Origin of the sequence: Streptomyces sp. NPDC090499 (assembly GCF_044769305.1) — a bacterium.
Taxonomy (GTDB): Bacteria; Actinomycetota; Actinomycetes; order Streptomycetales; family Streptomycetaceae; genus Streptomyces.
Window position 1 is genome coordinate 727,980 of the sequence record NZ_JBIVXP010000003.1, and the last position, 15,298, is coordinate 743,277.

Genomic DNA, 15,298 nt, shown 5'->3' on the forward strand with positions numbered 1-15,298 from the left:
GGGAACGATTCGCCATGCCTCGGCGCGGGTCGGCCCGGCCGTTCGCCGCGCTGCTGGCCGCCGTCGGCGTCGTCGCCGGGGTGCTGGTCGGCCGGCCGGGGCTGGAGACGGTGACGGGGTGCGGGGGCTCGGGGGACCTGTATCCGTCGCAGACCGCGAAGGACTGGGTGTCGTACGCCGACCACGTCGTGGTCGCCGCCCCGACCCGGGAGCGGGAGACGAACCGGCGGACGTACGCCAAGGGGGCCGTGGCGTACGCGACGGACCGGCTGGTGAGCTTCCGGACCGACCGCACGCTGTGGTCGCGCAGCGCGCCCCGGCAGGCACTCGGCACCACCTTCGACCTGGTCGCCCCCGGCTGGGAGGTCTACCGGTCCTCCGGCACCCGCGTCGCCGAGATGGCCACCGACGCGCCCCGCTTCCAGGCCGGCCACACCTACCTGCTCGCCCTGCGCCGCCACCAGGGCGGCTGGGCGGTCCTCGGCGAGGGCGGCGCGGTGCCCTTCGACGACCACACCGGCGACCAGGGCGAGTGGTGCGGACGCGTGCTGAGCAAGGAGGACGTCGCCGAGGGCGAGCACTTCTCCCGGCACGACGACCACAGCCTGGAAAAGTCGCTGCTGGGACAGGACGAGCAGGCCGCCGAGCGGGCCCTGGACCGCGCGGCCCGCGACTGAACCCCGCCCTCCGGTTCCTCACGACCGACCACGACCGACCACGTCCGACCGCGTCCGGCCACCACGTCCGACCGCGTCCGGCCACCACGTCCGACCGCATCTGGCCACATCCGGCCGCATCCCGGCTGGGGGGCGGTACGACCGTCCCGTACCCCGCCCCACCGGGCGGGACCTGACCGAACTCGCCCTGCCCGCCCGCCTCCTGGGCGGCGCGGGCGTCCCGCGTCACACGTCCCGCCCGACCCTCCAGTACACAGGCACCCACATCTCCCCCACCGAAATGGCATGAACAGTTCACCTGTTCTCCATATTCGACGCGTTGGTGCGCAAGGAACCGGCCATTGACTCAACCCGCGCGGCTACCCGTTGGAGCCGTGTAGGGGGCCATTCGTTTTCCGTATAGGGGGGGCACAGTGGTGTCCGCGCTCAAGGGTTCCGCAGGGGCGGAATCCGAAAGACCCGTGCCCAGGCAGCTGTCGGCCGCCCGGGGGCTAGGGGACCGGATCTTCCGGGTTCAGTTGACGGCCTCCGGCGTCACCGTACTCGCCATCATGGCTGCCGTAGGGCTGTTCCTGCTGCTCCGGGCCGGACAGGCGCTGCGGACCAGGGGGGTCTGGGACTTCCTCACCACCGCCGAATGGCAGCCGGACGTGCACCGCTTCGGTATCGCGGCCGTGCTCACCGGCACCCTGCTCATCGCCGCCGTGGCCGTCACCATCAGCGTGCCGCTGGCGCTCGGGACCGCTCTGTTCATCTCGGACATCGCACCCCGCCCGCTGCGCCGCACGCTCGTCTCCATGGTCGACCTGATGGCCGCCGTGCCGTCCGTGGTCTACGGCCTGTGGGGCCTCTTCTTCCTCCAGCAGCATGTGATCGGGCTGTCCCGGTGGCTGTCGGACTGGTTCGGGTGGATCCCCTTCCTGCACGTCGACGGCACCCAGCCGGGTGAACCGCTCGCCTCCCAGAGCGTCTACACCGCCTCCACCTTCGTGGCCGGCATCGTGGTGGCCCTGATGGTCGCGCCGATCCAGTGCTCGGTGATGCGCGAGGTGTTCGCGCAGGCGCCGGCCGGTGAACGGGAGGGCGCCTACGCGCTCGGCGCCACCCGCTGGGGCATGATCCGCTCGGTCGTGCTGCCGTACGGCATGGGCGGGATCATCGGCGGCACGATGCTGGGCCTCGGCCGCGCACTCGGCGAGACCATCGCGGTCTACCTGATCATCTCCCCGGTCTTCACCATCCAGCCGCACATCCTGCAGACCGGCTCGAACTCCGTCTCCTCCCTCATCGCCCTGCACTACGGCGATGCCTCCACCTTCGGCATGTCCGCGCTGATGGCGGCGGGCCTGGCGCTGTTCCTGCTCACCCTGGCGGTCAACTTCACCGCTTCCTCGATCGTGGCGCGGTCACGGTCCGGCGCACAGAGCGAGGCCTGACGATGACCGTCGTAGACCTTGAGAAGGGCGCTCCCCAGGACGCCCCGCAGGACGCCCGGCAAGACGCCCAGCAGGACGCCCCCGCGAACGCTGCCGCGAGGACCTCCCTCGCCGCGGACCCCGTCACGCTCGCCGACGTGCCGCGCCGGATCGGCGGGGTCACCCGCTCCGGTGTGCTGTCGGTGTCCGGCGCCGCCGCCTCCGGGCTGTGCGTCGCCATCCTGCTCTTCGGCGAACTCGCGCCGTTCTCCGGTGCATTGGGGTTCTTCGTCACCGCATACCTCTCATTCCTAGGTATCTACGCGGTGTTGACAGGGCTTGAGGAGGACGGGCAGGCCGTACGGGACCGGGTGATGACCGTCGTCCTGTGGTCGGCGGGCGGCCTGATGTTCGCCGCGCTCACCATGGTCGTCGGCTTCACCGCGTGGCGCGGCCGGGAGGCCCTGCCGCACGCCAACTTCTTCACCCAGGACATGCAGGCAGCAGGACCGCTCGACCCGCTGACCCACGGCGGCATCGCGCACGCCATGCTCGGCACGCTCATCATGATCGCCATCGCGCTGGCGATCACGGTCCCGCTGGGCCTGGCCTGCGCGGTGTACCTGAACCAGATACCCGGCCGCTTCTCCCGGTTCGTCCGCACGATCGTCGAGGCGATGACCGCGCTGCCGTCCATCGTGGCCGGCCTGATGGTCTACGCCGTCTGGATCCTCAACCTCGGCATGCAGAAGTCGGGTCTGGCGGCGGGCTTCGCGATCAGCGTGATGATGCTGCCGATCGTGATCCGCGCGGCGGACGTCGTGCTGCGCCTGGTCCCCGGCACCCTCACGGAGGCGTCCGAGGCGCTCGGCGCCCCGCGCTGGCGGACGGTCTGGCATGTGGTCCTGCCGACGGCCCGCTCGGGCCTCGCCACCGCCGTCATCCTCGGCACCGCCCGCGGTATCGGCGAGACCTCCCCGGTCCTGCTCACGGCGGGCTTCACGGCAGCGCTCAACGCCGACCCGACGAGCGGCCCGATGGTCTCCCTCCCGCTGGCCGTCTTCAACTTCGTCAAGTCCCCCGAGCCCACGATGATCGCGCGCGGCTTCGGCGCGGCGGCGGTGCTGATGGCACTCGTCCTGATCCTCTTCATCATCGCCCGCGTGATCGGCGGCCGCGGCCCCGGCCACCAGAACAAGCGCCAGGCGAGGAGGGCGGCGAGGGCGTCCCGCCGGGACACCACGAGATTCGCCGAACTCCACACGCCAGGACTGGATCTGTTCGAGACCGGTGACCGTCACGACTCCGGCGAGAGCAACGAACCCGGGGGCGCGGGGAACGGCGCCCCCACCCCCGGCGCACCCGCGGCCGACAACGGCGAGCAGTCCCCCAGGGACGACGCGCCCACCACCGGCAACGGCGAACAGTCCCCCACGGACGACGCACCCACCACCGACAACGGCGAACAGTCCCGCGAGGACAACGCACCCACCGCCGACAACGGCGAAGTCCCCCCGCAGGGACCCGCACCCGCCGACGGCGCGTCCGCCCCACAGGGGCCACCCGCACCCGACCACGAAACCCGCACGGGTGGTGCGGGCGGGCAGAACACAGACCCCGCTACAGGAGACAGTCACTGATGTCCAGCCAAGTCATCAACGCCCTCCGACGGCTGGGCATCCTGGCCGCACTGATAGGCATCCTCGGCACCCTCGCCGGCACCCCGGCCGTCGCCGACAGCTACACCCCCATCGCCGGCGCCGGCTCCACCTGGGCCGAGAACGCCGTCGACCAGTGGCGGCGCGACGTCAACAAGAACGGCATGCGGATCAGCTACGCCGGCACCGGTTCGTCGGACGGCCGCCGCCAGTTCCTGTCCGGCACGGTCGACTTCGCCGTCTCCGACATCCCGTTCCAGACGAACCCCACCGACGGCAGCGCGGCCGAACGCCCCGCGAAGGGCTCGTACGCCTACATGCCGATCGTGGCCGGCGGCACGGTGTTCATGTACCACCTCACCGTCAACGGCAAGAAGGTCACCAACCTCCGCCTCTCCGGCGACGTGGTCACCAAGATCTTCACCGGGGTCATCAAGACCTGGGACGACCCGACGATCAAGGCCGACAACCCCGGCCTGCAGCTGCCGCACCGCACCATCGTCCCGGTGGTCCGCTCCGACGGCTCCGGCTCCACCGCCCAGTTCACGATGTGGATGGCGAACCAGCACAAGTCGCTGTGGAACGCCTACTGCGCCAAGGTCGGCCGCTCGGGATCGTGCGGGCAGACGTCGTACTACCCGACCGTCTCCGGCATGATCGCCCAGTCCGGTGACCTCGGGGTCGCCGGTTACGTCGCCCAGAACTACGGCGAGGGCGCCATCGGGTACGTCAACTACTCGTACGCGCTCAACGCGCACTACCCGGTCGCCAAGGTCCTGAACCACGCGGGTTACTACACCGAGCCCACCCCGCAGAACGTGGCGGTCTCGCTCCTCAAGGCGAAGATCAACACCGACAAGAACTCTGCGGACTACCTCACCCAGCAGCTCGACGGCGTCTACAACGACACCGACAAGCGCAACTACCCGCTGTCCAGCTACTCGTACATGATCCTGCCGCTGAAGGTGCAGGGCACCTTCACCGAGGCCAAGGGCAAGACGCTCGGCGCGTTCTCGTACTACTTCATGTGCCAGGGCCAGCAGCAGGCGCCGAACCTCGGCTACTCGCCGCTCCCGATCAACCTCGTCCAGGCCGGCTTCGACCAGATCCGCCGGATCCCGGGCGTGCAGACGCAGAACATCAACATCAAGAACTGCAACAACCCGACCTTCACGGCCGACGGCCAGAACCGGCTCGCGCAGACCGCGCCCTACCCGGCCGCCTGTGACAAGAAGGGTGCCGCGCCCTGCACCAGCGGCAGCGGCGGCGCCACCACCAGCTCCGGCAACGGCAGCGGCGGTTCCTCCGGCGGCTCGACCGGCTCCACCGGCACCGGCACGAACGGCGGCTCGACCGCCGGCGACGGCTCCTCGGCCGGCGGCAACAGCGCCCAGCCCTCCGTCGACCCGGACACCGGCCAGACGATCTCCCCGAACGGCACCACGGGTTCCGCCTCCGGCGGCACCGGCGGGGGCGCCGACGGCACGGTGGCCCTCGCCCAGCCGGTCGCCGTGGCCACCGCGCACGGCTGGACCGGCACCCAGACGCTGATGCTGCTGGCCGCGGTCCTGGTGTTCGGCCTGCTCCTGCTGCCGTCGGTGGTCTCCCGCCTGGTCGGCAGCAGGGCCAACGGCGATGGCAACGGCAACAGCCGCTCCGACGACGGGAGTTCGCGGTGAGACGCACCCGGATACGCAACGCGCTGATACGCCTGCTGGCCGGCGCCACCGTCGGCGCGCTCGCCGGACTCGCGGTCGCCCAGACCGCCCCGACGGCCGTCGCGGCCACCGGCTCCGCCGTGACCGTCGCCGGGCGCGGCGAGTTCAAGGACATGAAGTTCACGGTCTCGCAGACCAAGGACCTCACCAGCCAGGCCGTCACGGTGAGCTGGACCGGCGGCACCCCGACCACCTTCGCGGGCACGTCGTTCAACACCGACTTCGTGCAGATCATGCAGTGCTGGGGCGACGACGACGGCACGGTCCCGTCCAACCCCGGGCCGTCCCGCACCCAGTGCCAGTACGGCGCCTCCCCTACCACCAACCGCACCAGCTGGCCGGGCAACGGCCAGGACGACACCCGGCAGATCTTCTACAGCGCCGACCCCACCAACTACGGCCAGGACAACCGGTACGGCGCCGCCAACCCGAACGCCCCCGGCGAGGTCCCCTTCAAGTCGGTGGACGGCACCACGATCACCACCAACACCCAGAACAACGCGCTGTTCAACTACAACACCACCAACGAGATCGACTTCGGCCGCACCGGCACCAACGGCACCGGCAAGGAGTACTTCGAGGTCCAGACCGCCAACGAGGCACCCCACCTCGGCTGCGGCGTCCCCGTCACCACCGACGGCGTCACCAGGCCCCGCTCCTGCTGGCTGGTGATCGTCCCGCAGGGCCACCTGGACCTGGACGGCAAGCCGTACGCGGACCAGAGCCAGGTCAACGCGGGCTCGCCGGTCTCCTCCACCAACTGGCAGAACCGGATCGCGGTCAAGCTGGACTTCAACAGCGTCGGCAGCAACTGCGCCCTCGGCGCCGACGAACGCCCCACCACCGGCAGCGAGCTGGCGGCTGACGCGATGACCAGCTGGCAGGCCCAGCTCTGCTCGGTCGGCAAGGTCTACGGCTACACCGAGCTCGGCGAGCCCGACACCCGGTCCCGGCTGATCTCGGACTCCTCCTCCACCGGCCTGGCCTTCACCACCCGGAAACTGGGCGCGGACGCGGGCACCACCGCGCCGTCGGGGACGACGACGTACGCACCGGTCGCACTCTCCGGAGCCGTCATCGGGTTCACGATCGAGCGCAGACCCAAGTCCGGGGCGCCGGACAGCATCAGGAAACTCGCCGGCACCAAGGTCGAGTCGATCAAGCTCGACCAGCGCCTGGTGGCCAAGCTGCTCACCGAGTCGTACCGCAACTCCAGCTGGGGTTCGGTCATCAACGGCACGGCGGCCAAGGGGTACGGCTGGACGAAGAACAACCCGGCCGGCATCGCCTCCGACCCCGAGTTCATCGCCCTGAACCCGGAGTTCGCGTACCTGTCGGTCGCCGAGACGCCGGCCACCGACACCGACCTGATCACCTCGCTCGGCCACTCCGACACCGCCCGCGCGATCTGGCAGTGGATCCTCGCCGACAAGGACGCCCGGCAGTTCCTCGCCGGTGTCCCGGACGACGACGGCATGCGGGTCAACCCGTACTACAGCACCAACGCGGACCTGAACCCGACCGGTGTCGCCTTCGATCCGTCGAGCACCGACGACTACCCGAAGAGCGACCCGTGGTGCACGGTGCCGCCCGGCTCGGACGCGCCGTCCACGGCCACCCAGTGCATGACCGACTTCCACCCCTACGTGGACGACATGCACTCCGGCGCCCTGCACACCCGGCGCGCGGACACCCTGTGGAAGTCCACCTGGGACGCGCTGTCCAGCCCGCAGGCGTACAAGAGCCCGGGTCCGCAGACGGTCGGCTCGCGCTTCGTCATCACGATCACGGACGCCGCCTCCGCGGCCCGGTACGGCCTGCAGACCGCCGAGCTGAAGAACACCGCCGGCAAGTACGTGGCCCCGAGCACAGCCAGCCTGACCGCGGCCGCGGCGACCGCCACCGGTTCCGGCATCGCCGAGATCACCCCGGCCAACGCCACGGCCAAGGGCGCCTACCCGCTCTCCGAGCTGGTCTACGCGGCGGTCCGGCCCGGCAAGGTGAGCAAGACCGCCCGCTGGGACTACTCGGCCCTGCTGCACTACGCCGCCGCCACCGGCCAGACCCCGGGCGCCGACCCGGGCAAGCTGCCCGACGGCTACGCCCCGCTCTCCTCGAAGCTGCGCGCCCAGACCGTCAAGGCGGCTAACTCGCTGCTCACGTACACCGGACCGACCTCCTCCGACGGGGGCACGGCCGACGGCGGCGGCACCGACACCAGCGGCGGCGCCCCCTCCGGCACCGACGGTGTCAACGGCGGCACGACCGGCGGCCCCGGCACGGGCACACCGGCCGACGGCTCCAGCACCTCGCCCAGCGCCAAGCCGTCCTTCGACGGCGGCCAGGCGCTGGAGACCACCGCGGCCGGCAACACCCCGGCCGACCCGGCCAACCCGCTGCGCTACGCGGTGCCGGTCGGGGCCGCACTCGGTGCGGTCGCCGGGGTCGGCGCGCCCTTCGCGGGCGGCAACCGGCTGCGGCTGCCGCTGCGCCTCCCGCTGCCCGGCGGGCGGACCGTGACCGTCGTACCCGAACTACCGGAGCTGTCACGGCGACTGCGCCGACTGCTCCCGTAGTCCCCCCGAGCGCCTCGCGCGCTCCCCACAGACGGCCGCCCGCCCCGAAAGGCAGTCGGGGCGGACGGCCCGTACCACCCTGCCAGATCCTCTGGCAACACCCAGCTAGCTAGCTCTCGTCAGGAGACTCTCGATGCGCAGAATGCGCTCTTCGGCGGCGTTCGTCGCCGCTGCCGTGGTGGCCGGCGGCCTCGCCCTCGCCACCCCTGCGGTCGCCGACCCGGACGCCGGTGCCTTCCGCCAGCTGGTCGGCGTGGGCTCGGACACCACCCAGGACGTGCTGAACGCCCTGGCCGGTGACACCGTCAACGGCACCAGCTACTCCGCCACCGCGGTGAAGTCGACGAACGGCGCGGGCATCGCGTCGTACGACGCGATCCAGCCCGGCACCGGCTCCACCACCTCGAACATCACCACCCGCTCCGGCGGCCCGTCCTTCCTGCGCCCGAACGGCTCCGGCAACGGCCGTCTCGCCCTGAGCGAGGCCCTGACCGGCGACAAGTACCCGACCAGCGCCGGTGTCTCCATCAGCGGCCAGGTCGACTTCGCCCGTTCCTCCGGCGGCCCGTCGGTCTCCGGCACCGCGCTGACCTACATCCCGATGGCGCGTGACGCGGTCGGCGTCGCGGTCAAGGGCTCGGCCCTGGACACGCTGACCGTGGACCAGCTGCACGACATCTACTCGGGCACGCTCACCACGGTGAACGGCCAGACCGTGCACCCGCGGATCCCGCAGTCCGGCTCCGGCACCCGCAAGTTCTTCCTCGCGGCGATCGGCCTGACGGACGCGACGCTCTCCCCGAACGTCACCACCGTCCAGGAGAACCAGGCCAACGCGGCCCTGACCGAGGACGGCGCGCTCGTCCCGTTCTCCGTCGGCTCCTGGATCGCCCAGAACAACGGCATCTCCCCCGACTACAGCACCACCGCGGCCGCCGCCGGCGGTCACCTGGCCTCCGTCCAGCTGCCCGGCGACACCGGCGCCACCAGCCCGGTCACCACGGTGAACGGCAAGCTGTCCCCGGTCACCGCCTACTACGACAACGCCACCTTCGGCCGTGACGTGTACAACGTCGTGCCGAGCCGCGCGATCGACACCAGCAGCATCTTCTTCGACAAGGACCTCTACGACGTCTTCGTCACCAGCGGCAGCCACACGGCCGAGCTGGCGTCGGACGCCGCCGAGTCGGTCATCGCCAAGTTCGGCTTCGTCAACGAGTCCTACAACGGCTCCGTCTCCGTGGCCAAGCACGCCAAGCTCGGCGGCCTGGAGGAGTCCGGCGTCGACGCCAACGTGCCGGGCGCGCCCACGGTGAAGTCCACCGTCGGCGACGGCAGCCTGAAGCTGTCCTGGACCGCCCCGGCCGCCACCGCGCTGCCGGTCACCGACTACAAGATCACCCTGACCGGCTCCGACGGCTCCCTCGTCGCCGTCAAGGACGTCGCGGCCAGCGCCACCTCGTACTCCTTCACCGGCCTGACCAACGGCACCTACACCGCCACGGTCACCGCCAACAACCTCAACGGCACCGGTGCCGCGGCCACCTGGACCGGCGCGGTCAAGTACGCGAGCAAGACGGTTGCCACGGCCGCCACCACGGCCTACGGCAAGGTCCCCAGGGTCGCCGTCACCGTCACCGGCTCGCACGGCGTGAAGCCGACCGGCAAGGTCACCGTCAAGGACGGCACCACGGTCGTCGGCACCGGCACCCTGGACTCGTCCGGCAAGGTCTCCATCGGCCTGTCGAACCACCTCAAGGTCGCCACGCACTCCCTGTCGGTCTCCTACGCGGGCAGCTCCAGCCTGAACGCGTCGTCCACCCTGGTCTCCCTGAAGATCACCAAGGCGACGGCGTCCGTCTCCACCTCGCACCCGACCTCGGTGAGCCACACCGCCAAGGCCAAGGTCACCGTCAAGGTCACCGCGACCGGCACCACCCCGACCGGCACCGTCCGCATCTACCAGGGCTCCAAGGTCATCGCGACCGGCACCCTGAGCGGCGGCAAGGTCACCATCACCCTGCCGAACCTGGCCAAGGGCAAGCACACCCTGCACGCCTTCTACGTCGGTTCCTCGACCGTGAACTCGAAGGCCGGCGCCAACTTCACCATCACCAGCAAGTGACCCTCTGACGGGCCCGCCGGGAGCCTCCGCGGCTCCCGGCGGCCCCTCACTCATTCCCCGAAGGAGGCGGGCCGCCATGACCGTCGCCGTACCGACACCGAAAACCCTGGCTCCGGCCGTGCCCCGCAGGCCCGTCCGCAGCCTCACCTTCGTCCGCCACCTCTCGCGCGGCGGACTGCTCAGCCTCGCCGCCCTGCTGCTCGGCATCACCGTCCAGCTGCTGGTGCTCAGCGGCGCCCAGGAGAACTCGGCCCAGCACGCCGACTTCGACCAGCTGCGCGAGCAACTCGCCCTCGGTACCGCCCCGGTGGCGCAGACCGACCAGGACGGCAAGCTGCTGGCGCCCGGTACGCCGGTCGCGCTCGTCGAGATACCGAAGCTGGGTCTGAGCCAGGTCGTCCTGGAGGGCACCGACTCCTCGGTCATGACCGACGGCCCCGGTCACCGCCGGGACACCCCGATGCCCGGCCAGGCCGGCACCAGCGTGCTGATGGGCCGGGCGGCGGCCTACGGCGGCCCGTTCGGCACGCTCTCCCGGCTCGCCACCGGTGACACGTTCTCCGTCACCACCGGCCAGGGCAAGGCGAAGTTCCAGGTCATCGACGTACGGCGGGCCGGCGACCCGGCGCCGACGGCGCTGGCCGCGGGCAAGAGCCGGATCGTCCTCATCACCGCGACGGGCCCGAAGTTCATGCCCTCGGGCATACTGCGCGTCGACGCCGACATGGTCTCCGCGCCGTTCCAGACCCCGTCCGCCGTGATCCGGGCCGGCACCCTGCCGAGCTCCGAGGAGCCGCTGGCCCGCCCCTCCGGGGTGCCGTGGCCGCTGGTGATGTGGCTGCAGGCGCTGCTCCTCACCGCTGTGGCCGCCGTCTGGACCTGGCACCGCTGGGGCCGCCACCAGACGTGGATCGTCTTCGCCCCGGTCGTCGCGGTGCTCGGCCTCCAGGTCGCGACGCGGACCACCGAACTGCTGCCGAACCTGCTGTGACCGAGGTGAGTGAAGTGTCTGAAGCAACCCAAGCAACCGAAGTGACCGACGACGTACCTGAGCCAGCTGAAACGACCGTGACTGCCGTGACTGCCGAGACCGCCGAGACCGTTGTGACTGCCGAGACCGCCGAGATGACCGACACCGCCGTACTCCCCGCCGAGACCGCCATCGCCGTGGTCGACGGCCCCGCGCCCGCCACGCTCGAAGCCCGTGCCGTCTCCGCCTGGTTCGGCTCCCACCAGGTGCTCAGCCAGGTGTCGCTGACCATGCCCGCGGGCGAGGTGACCGCGCTGATCGGCCCGTCCGGCTGCGGCAAGTCGACGTTCCTGCGCACCCTCAACCGGATGCACGAGCTGATCCCGTCGGCGCAGTTCGGCGGCGAGGTGCTCTTCGAGGGCGAGGACATCTACGACCCGTCCTGGCGGCTGACCGACGCCCGCCGCAGGATCGGCATGGTCTTCCAGAAGCCGAACCCGTTCCCGGCGATGTCGATCTACGACAACGTGGTGGCGGGACTGAAGCTGACCGGCATGAAGGTGAACCGCCGGGAGAAGGACGTCCTGGTCGAGGAGTCCCTGACCCGCGCCGGCCTGTGGAAGGAGGTCCGCGACCGGCTCCGCCAGCCCGGCGGCGCCCTCTCCGGCGGCCAGCAGCAGCGCCTGTGCATCGCGCGGGCCCTGGCGGTCCGGCCCCGGGTCCTCCTCATGGACGAGCCGTGCTCGGCCCTGGACCCCACCTCCACGCGCCGCGTCGAGGAGACCATCCAGGACCTGGCCGGGCAGGTGACGATCGTCATCGTCACCCACAACATGCAGCAGGCGGCGCGCGTCTCCCAGCAGTGCGCGTTCTTCCTGGCGGAGCAGGGCACCCCGGGCGGCATCGTCGAGCACGGCGACACGGAGGCCGTCTTCAACGCCCCGCAGGACCAGCGCACGGCCGACTACGTGGCCGGCCGCTTCGGCTGAGCGCGCCGCCCGGGGTCAGCAGTACGGGGGCTGGTTGGTGAGCGAGGAGGCCACCCGCATCCAGACGCCGAACTGGCGGTAGAGGGCGGGCAGCGGACCACGGGCCTGGACGGTACGGCTGTCCAGGGCCGTCACCCCGGGGATGCCGAGGAGGACGGCGGGGACGGAGGCGGACTGCCAGCGCACGGCGAGGACCGACTCGCCCTCGGGCGCGGCGGGCCGCTTCGGCACGGGCGTCAGGGCCGCCACGACCCCCTCCTCGATCGCCCGGCGGGCCTCCTGGGTCGGGCGCAGCTCGGCGGCGAACCGGTCCCGGGCGTACTTCACGGGCACGGTGAGCACCGATTCCTCCCAGGCCGTCATCTCGGCGCACGCCGCGTCGTCACCCGTGAGGGCCACGACCGGAACGCCGACGGCCGCGGCGGTGGCGTGCGCGAGCCCGATCTCCCCGGCGGGCCTCCCGTCCAGCCAGATGTCCTCGATCTCGTGACCCATGAAGCTGTGACTGAGGACACCCAGGGCACCGGCCCGGGAGTGGTAGCCGACACATATCACCGCGTCGTGCTCCGCCGTGAGCCCCTCCAGCATCATCATCTTCTTCGGCTTGCCGCGCACCAGGCGGGCCGCGGGGTGCAGATGTTCGGGGAGCAGGTTCCGCATCGGCCCGTGGGCGTCGTTGACGAGCACCTCGGTCGCGCCGGCGGCCACCGCCCCGCGCACCGCCGCGTTCACGTCCTCGGCCATCATCGACCGGCCGCGCTCGTAGTCCCGGCCGCCCGGCTGCACATCGTCCCGGTCGACCAGCCCGGTGATGCCTTCCATGTCCACGCTGATGTAGATACGCACGTCCTGAGGCTATCCGGACCCTACGTATTGTAGGTTCCCCATCGGCCACGGCGGCTCGTCAGCTCACGGGGGTACTCATGCAGGGCACGGACACACAGGAGGCGCGGCGCAGCCTCGCCCCCACGGTGGCGGTGCTGGTGGCGAGCCTGCTGGTCGCGGCGGTGGGCGTGTACGAGCTGTCCGGCTTCGGCCTGCAGGCCCTCGACCGGCGCCCGCACCTGTTCAGCGACGGGCTGGCGACCGGCGGGGTGATCGTGGCGGCGGTGGCGGCCGGGGCGGCGCTCGGCAACCTGGCGTGGATGCTGGCGGCCCGGCGGCGGGCGGAACGGGAGCGGGCGGAACGGAAGCAGGCCCAGGCCCCTCTTGGTCCGTAAGAGGCGGTACGTCCTTTCACACCGTATTCCGTACCACGGCGGATCGCTCCCCCGCCTCCCACAGTTACCCTACAGACTGTAGGGTCAGCCCTTCGTCAATCCGCTCCCCGTCCCCAAGGTGACCGGTCCCCATGCCCGCACAGCTGTCGACCCTGATCCCGGCCCGCGTCTCCGCCGCCCTCCGCGCCCCCACCGGCGCGTCCGGCGGTGCACTGCCCGGCCGGGCCGCCGACTTCACCGTCTGGTACCTCCGCGCGATCGCCGTACTGAACATAGTGGCGGTGCTCTCGCTCCCGTTCCGCCAGGAGGTCGACGAGCACAACAACGGCCGTATCACCCTGCACCTCCACCGGCAGCACGCGCACCACTCCGGCCAGTTCTTCACCCCGTACCTGGCCACGGCGGGCCTGGTCTCGGCCGCCCTCGCCATCTTCTTCGTGCTGGTGATGCGCCGCCGCAAGCGCGCGGCCTGGGTGGTCAACCTGGTCCTGTCCGCCCCGCTGTTCGCCCTCTACGTCCTCGCCCTCACCCAGCACGAGTACCGCGCCCACGCCTTCAACTGGGTCTCGGCGGCCCTCACCGGCCTCTTCGTGGCCGCGCTGCTGATCAGCCGCCGGGAGTTCAACGCGGTGGGCGACCCGTCGAACCCGAAGACGGCGCTGGCGGTGGGGGCCGCGGGCGTCGTGGTGACCGGCGTCCTGGGCACCCTCCTCGTCCACGCCACGAACAAGGTCCCCGGCGCCACCCTGCCGGACGAGATCGCCTACACCCTCCTGCGGGGCGTCAGCGTCGGCCCGCTCGCCGACCACGTCACCGCGGTGCACGCCCCCCGCTGGGCCGACATCGTCATCAACATCCTCCTCGCCGCCGCCTTCTGCCTGGTCCTCTACGCTGGCTTCCGCTCCCCGCGCGGCCGCCGCCTGCTCAGCCCCGAGGACGAGTCCCGGCTGCGCGGCCTGCTGGAGCGGCACGGCGCCCGCGACTCCCTCGGCTACTTCGCCCTGCGCCGCGACAAGATGGCGATCTTCTCCCCCACCGGCAAGTCGGCGGTCACCTACCGCGTCGTCGGCGGCGTCAGCCTCGCCTCCGGCGACCCGATCGGCGACCCGGAGGCCTGGCCGGGCGCGATCGACGCCTGGCTGACGGAGGCCCGGCAGCACGCCTGGACGCCGGCCGTCATGGGCGCGAGCGAGGAGGCGGGCACCGTCTACGCCCGGCACGGCCTGGACGCCCTGGAACTGGGCGACGAGGCGATCGTGGACATCGCCGACTTCACCCTGGAGGGCCGTGCGATGCGCGTCGTCCGCCAGGCCCACAACCGGGTCCGCCGGGCCGGCTACACGGTCCGCATCCGCCGCCACGAGGACATCCCGGCCGACGAGATGGCCCTGCTCATGGAGAAGGCCGACGGGTGGCGCGACGGCGCCACGGAACGCGGCTTCTCCATGGCGCTCGGCCGCCTCGGCGACCCGGCGGACGGCCGCTGCGTGATGCTGGAGTGCCGGGACGCCGACGGCACCCCCCGCGCCCTCCTCAGCTTCGTCCCCTGGGGCGAGCAGGGCCTCTCCCTGGACCTGATGCGCCGCGACCGCGACTCCGAGAACGGCCTGATGGAGTTCATGGTCGTCGAACTCCTCCTGCGCGCCGCGGAACTGAAGGTCGACCGCGTCTCCCTCAACTTCGCGATGTTCCGCTCGGTCTTCGAACGCGGCTCCCGCCTCGGCGCGGGCCCGGTCCTGCGCCTGTGGCACACCACCCTCACGTTCTTCTCCCGCTGGTGGCAGATCGAGTCCCTGTACCGCGCGAACGCCAAGTACCGCCCGGTGTGGGAGCCCCGCTACATCCTCTTCACGAAGAGCAGCGACCTGCCGAGGATCGGTCTGGCGAGCGCGCGGGCGGAGGGGTTCCTCACGGTGCCCTGGGGGACCTGACGGCGTCCGGGCGCACCGC

At 71.4% G+C, this 15,298-nt stretch carries 11 protein-coding genes; 10 read left to right on the forward strand and 1 reads right to left on the reverse strand.

Features of this window, described 5'->3' with window-relative positions; genetic code table 11:
* Positions 1-14 precede the first annotated feature (14 nt).
* The 8 genes from ACIQVL_RS15355 to pstB all read left to right on the forward strand — a co-directional run bounded on the left by ACIQVL_RS15355 (position 15) and on the right by pstB (position 12,128).
* A complete protein-coding gene (locus ACIQVL_RS15355) occupies positions 15-677 on the forward strand; it encodes a hypothetical protein (RefSeq protein WP_403475504.1) in 663 nt (220 codons plus the stop codon).
* A 461-nt stretch (positions 678-1,138) separates the two neighbouring features.
* Positions 1,139-2,113, forward strand: coding sequence for a phosphate ABC transporter permease subunit PstC (gene pstC, locus ACIQVL_RS15360; protein WP_382728303.1), 975 nt, complete (start codon positions 1,139-1,141; stop codon positions 2,111-2,113).
* Between the two features lie 2 nt (positions 2,114-2,115).
* Complete coding sequence (gene pstA / locus ACIQVL_RS15365; protein WP_403475505.1) at positions 2,116-3,732, forward strand: phosphate ABC transporter permease PstA; 1,617 nt, start codon at positions 2,116-2,118, stop codon at positions 3,730-3,732.
* Positions 3,732-5,429, forward strand: a complete 1,698-nt coding sequence (gene pstS, locus ACIQVL_RS15370) for a phosphate ABC transporter substrate-binding protein PstS (protein WP_403433554.1) — start codon at positions 3,732-3,734, stop codon at positions 5,427-5,429. The genes pstA and pstS overlap by 1 nt, the downstream gene beginning before the upstream one ends.
* Entirely contained in the window at positions 5,426-8,044 is a 2,619-nt protein-coding gene (locus tag ACIQVL_RS15375) for a hypothetical protein (RefSeq protein WP_403475506.1), read from the forward strand. Before pstS ends, ACIQVL_RS15375 begins: the two co-directional genes overlap by 4 nt.
* A gap of 133 nt (positions 8,045-8,177) precedes the next feature.
* Positions 8,178-10,169 (forward strand): Ig-like domain repeat protein, encoded by a 1,992-nt coding sequence (locus tag ACIQVL_RS15380; protein ID WP_403475507.1) that lies wholly within the window; start codon positions 8,178-8,180, stop codon positions 10,167-10,169.
* A 76-nt stretch (positions 10,170-10,245) separates the two neighbouring features.
* Positions 10,246-11,160: a sortase gene (locus ACIQVL_RS15385; protein WP_403433547.1), complete on the forward strand. Its 915-nt coding sequence runs from the start codon at positions 10,246-10,248 to the stop codon at positions 11,158-11,160.
* 134 nt (positions 11,161-11,294) lie between these two features.
* Positions 11,295-12,128, forward strand: a complete 834-nt coding sequence (gene pstB / locus ACIQVL_RS15390; RefSeq protein WP_403475545.1) for a phosphate ABC transporter ATP-binding protein PstB — start codon at positions 11,295-11,297, stop codon at positions 12,126-12,128.
* A gap of 15 nt (positions 12,129-12,143) precedes the next feature.
* On the opposite strand, the gene ACIQVL_RS15395 is transcribed toward pstB, so the two are convergent.
* The gene (locus ACIQVL_RS15395) at positions 12,144-12,974 is read right to left on the reverse strand and encodes a M55 family metallopeptidase (RefSeq protein WP_403475508.1); all 831 of its coding nucleotides are present in this window, start codon (positions 12,972-12,974) and stop codon (positions 12,144-12,146) included.
* A gap of 77 nt (positions 12,975-13,051) precedes the next feature.
* Here ACIQVL_RS15395 and ACIQVL_RS15400 point away from each other — a divergent pair, with 77 nt between their 5' ends.
* Positions 13,052-13,348, forward strand: a complete 297-nt coding sequence (locus tag ACIQVL_RS15400) for a hypothetical protein (RefSeq protein WP_403475509.1) — start codon at positions 13,052-13,054, stop codon at positions 13,346-13,348.
* 131 nt (positions 13,349-13,479) lie between these two features.
* On the forward strand, positions 13,480-15,279 hold the full coding sequence (locus ACIQVL_RS15405) for a phosphatidylglycerol lysyltransferase domain-containing protein (RefSeq protein WP_403475510.1): 1,800 nt from the start codon (positions 13,480-13,482) through the stop codon (positions 15,277-15,279).
* Positions 15,280-15,298: the final 19 nt, after the last annotated feature.

Excerpts from the sequence above, each read along its gene's own strand:
- pstA (WP_403475505.1), top strand. The coding sequence starts at position 2,116 with ATGACCGTCGTAGACCTTGAGAAGGGCGCTCCCCAGGACGCCCCGCAG.
- ACIQVL_RS15405 (WP_403475510.1), top strand. The coding sequence starts at position 13,480 with ATGCCCGCACAGCTGTCGACCCTGATCCCGGCCCGCGTCTCCGCCGCC.
- ACIQVL_RS15380 (WP_403475507.1), top strand. The coding sequence starts at position 8,178 with ATGCGCAGAATGCGCTCTTCGGCGGCGTTCGTCGCCGCTGCCGTGGTG.
- pstS (WP_403433554.1), top strand. The coding sequence starts at position 3,732 with ATGTCCAGCCAAGTCATCAACGCCCTCCGACGGCTGGGCATCCTGGCC.
- ACIQVL_RS15400 (WP_403475509.1), top strand. The coding sequence starts at position 13,052 with ATGCAGGGCACGGACACACAGGAGGCGCGGCGCAGCCTCGCCCCCACG.
- ACIQVL_RS15355 (WP_403475504.1), top strand. The coding sequence starts at position 15 with ATGCCTCGGCGCGGGTCGGCCCGGCCGTTCGCCGCGCTGCTGGCCGCC.
- pstB (WP_403475545.1), top strand. The coding sequence starts at position 11,295 with ATGACCGACACCGCCGTACTCCCCGCCGAGACCGCCATCGCCGTGGTC.
- ACIQVL_RS15385 (WP_403433547.1), top strand. The coding sequence starts at position 10,246 with ATGACCGTCGCCGTACCGACACCGAAAACCCTGGCTCCGGCCGTGCCC.